A 2619-nucleotide genomic window follows, 5' to 3' on the forward strand; every position below is an offset into this window, starting at 1 on the left:
AGCGATGCTTCACTCTTTCAGTGATCTCATTTACAATAAATTTATAACTGAAAAGAAATATTGTACCTGTTTCCGACATCAGGAAATACATGCCAAAACTTTATGAATATTTGGGTATTATGATTTTGTTTCATTCCAATGAGCATGAACCCATCCATGTACATGGTCGTTATCAAGATCGAGAAAGCAAAGCCGAAATTGTAGTGCAAGAGGGCAAAGTTGTTGACGTGAGAATCGTGACCACAAAATCAAAACCTCTTACTGGTGTTCAACTCAAAGATTTTGAAAAATTAGTCAGGCATTATGCGGATGAAATTGTACAAAGTTGGATCGATTATTTTGTTCTTCACAAACAAATCACGGCCAAACAAATTACCAAGAGGATCAAATGACAACAGTAGCCATTGATTTTATTGAAATCACAGAGGTTGAATATTTGTCAGGTTATAAAATCAAGCTATTATTCAATAATGAAAAACAAAGAATTATTGATTTTGAACCTTTCCTTAGAAGATCTCAGCATCCAGAAATACGTAAATACCTCGACCTCAAACGATTTAAACAATTTACCTTTGAATATGGTCATCTCCATTGGAATGATTACGATTTATCCTTTTCCAATGATGATCTTTATGACAAGCAAATTGGCTAACCAGTCGTTCCAGTCTATTTGTGGGGGCGGTTTTTTCAAAGTTTGGTGCACAATTTCAAGTATTCAGTTTTTTTCAAAGTTCGGCGTTCCTCACAAAAGCCTGAACTCACCGTTGGGCAGAAATCAAAAACATATTGACCGGAAGAATATAATGAATAATGTGACTTAGGGTGACGTTTGTTATATTTGAAAATTATTCTATGGTAAGAGTATGGATACAGTGTTACAGGAAAAAGTTTTTCAAAGTTTACAGGTTTCTCGTGAACAAATTCTTGATGAAGTCGCGACGCTAATGGCATATCAAAAACGCTCTGAATTCAGAGCCGAGGTAGATTGGTATGAGACAAAATATCACATGAAATTTTCATCATTTGATCATCAATTCAAACAGCATACCGCTACGGAAGAATTAGAAAATGATTGGATGTCATGGCGGTTTGCCGAGGAAGGAATTCAATACTGGAATAATCTTCTAAAGGAAAATACCCCATGATTCTGGATATTTTTCAAAAGTACCATGACCTCATTGAGGATTATGAGATCCAGAAATTCAGAATGTTGGGAAATGGCTATGAAATGGTCATACAAATTCATCTGATTCAAGGGATGATTTTGCATGTTCGTGATTATCTATTCATGGATGGCAGTAGAAAATACTCCTTTCATTGGCAAGATAACCTATGCCAATGCAAAGTGAGATGGGACAATGCTCCCCATCATCAAAACACGAATACGTTTCCTTTTCATAAACATGTAGGAATTGAGGAATAAGTTGAAGATTCTGAGGTGATGAATTTGGAAAAGGTATTGGAATATATCAAAAACTATTTGGAAAATATCAACTTATAATGCCCCAACAAGACGGTGCAGTGGATTGACGGGGTGCGGTTTTTCCCAAAGATTTCAGTAATTTTCAGTGCGTCTTTTTTTCAACATTCAGTGTTCCCCCGTCAACCACTGACCTATGCGTTAGACCTGTGATTTTGGAATTGATCTACTTTATTAAAAAAAGGAAAATTAATGAGGTATGCAGCATTACTCAGAGGCATCAATGTTGGAAAATCTGTAAAGGTTCCAATGGCGAGCTTGAGGTCTCTTATTGAAAAGATTGGCTTTGAGAACGTGATCACCTATCTTAATTCTGGAAACGTAATATTTGATTCAGAACTACAGAAAATAGAAATTGAATCTTCAATTGAAGAGAGCCTTACAAAACTCACAGGACAAAGAATTCCTATATTAGTTAAGTCATCTTTAGAGCTAGACCTAATAATCAAAGCGATTCCAACTGAGTGGCGAAACGACGACTCCCAAAAGACTGACGTTGCCTATTTATTCAATAGTGCAGATAGCGAAAAAACATTGGAAAATCTTCCTGTTCGTAGGGAATTTGTAGATATTCGATATGTGAAAGGAGCTATTTTTTGGAATGTCTCCCGAAAAAATTATAACAAAAGTCACATCAATAAAATAATTGGCCATGTTCAGTATGAGAGAATGACAATTCGTAATATTAATACAGCTCGACAACTTGCAAAACTTACAAACTCATGAACGGCTATGTATTCTTTGAAAGAATGTCTAACAAGTCAGTGCAGTTGACCCCCACCACGGCTCGGCTTCGGCAAAGTTTAGTTTCAATTTCAAAGAGATCAATCCTCATCCTTTTCAGGTGGTGGGGGCAACTGACCTCAATCGTTGGGATATGCTGAGAACGAATTTACAAGCGATTTAAGAAGGAGCAATGATGCCAACCATTTCCATGTTCTATGGTATTATCATACGAATATATTTTGCACCAGGTGAACATCCACCACCACATTTCCACATTTACTATGGTGTAAGCGCCAAACCAACCACATCTATGCAAAGCACAGCAGTTATGTCATCGTCGTTTAGGCATACAAAATATGATTTTTCAGGGCAGTGAGGTATAGGAAGTCCGATGGTTGAAGACCGTCGGACTC

The 2619-nt window shown here is 36.8% G+C and carries 5 protein-coding genes and 1 pseudogene; all 6 read left to right on the top strand.

Features of this window, described 5'->3' with window-relative positions:
- Positions 1–89 precede the first annotated feature (89 nt).
- Positions 90–392 carry a DUF4160 domain-containing protein gene (locus HQM11_21370; protein ID MBF0353590.1) on the top strand — a complete coding sequence of 101 codons (303 nt, stop codon included), beginning with the start codon at positions 90–92 and terminating at the stop codon, positions 390–392.
- A complete protein-coding gene (locus HQM11_21375; protein MBF0353591.1) occupies positions 389–652 on the top strand; it encodes a DUF2442 domain-containing protein in 264 nt (87 codons plus the stop codon). Before HQM11_21370 ends, HQM11_21375 begins: the two co-directional genes overlap by 4 nt.
- Positions 653–863: 211 nt before the next feature.
- On the top strand, positions 864–1145 hold the full coding sequence (locus HQM11_21380; GenBank protein ID MBF0353592.1) for a hypothetical protein: 282 nt from the start codon (positions 864–866) through the stop codon (positions 1143–1145).
- Positions 1142–1423 (top strand): hypothetical protein, encoded by a 282-nt coding sequence (locus HQM11_21385; protein ID MBF0353593.1) that lies wholly within the window; start codon positions 1142–1144, stop codon positions 1421–1423. Before HQM11_21380 ends, HQM11_21385 begins: the two co-directional genes overlap by 4 nt.
- 249 nt (positions 1424–1672) lie before the next feature.
- Positions 1673–2206, top strand: a complete 534-nt coding sequence (locus HQM11_21390; protein MBF0353594.1) for a DUF1697 domain-containing protein — start codon at positions 1673–1675, stop codon at positions 2204–2206.
- A 193-nt stretch (positions 2207–2399) separates the two neighbouring features.
- Positions 2400–2492, top strand: a pseudogene (locus HQM11_21395) (hypothetical protein).
- Positions 2493–2619: the final 127 nt, after the last annotated feature.

This window comes from SAR324 cluster bacterium (assembly GCA_015232315.1).
Classification (GTDB): domain Bacteria; phylum SAR324; class SAR324; order SAR324; family NAC60-12; genus JADFZZ01.

What these genes read in the sequence shown, in the direction of transcription:
- HQM11_21370 (MBF0353590.1), top strand. Translation starts at nt 90, where the DNA reads ATGCCAAAACTTTATGAATATTTGGGTATTATGATTTTGTTTCATTCC.
- HQM11_21390 (MBF0353594.1), top strand. Translation starts at nt 1,673, where the DNA reads ATGAGGTATGCAGCATTACTCAGAGGCATCAATGTTGGAAAATCTGTA.
- HQM11_21385 (MBF0353593.1), top strand. Translation starts at nt 1,142, where the DNA reads ATGATTCTGGATATTTTTCAAAAGTACCATGACCTCATTGAGGATTAT.
- HQM11_21375 (MBF0353591.1), top strand. Translation starts at nt 389, where the DNA reads ATGACAACAGTAGCCATTGATTTTATTGAAATCACAGAGGTTGAATAT.
- HQM11_21380 (MBF0353592.1), top strand. Translation starts at nt 864, where the DNA reads ATGGATACAGTGTTACAGGAAAAAGTTTTTCAAAGTTTACAGGTTTCT.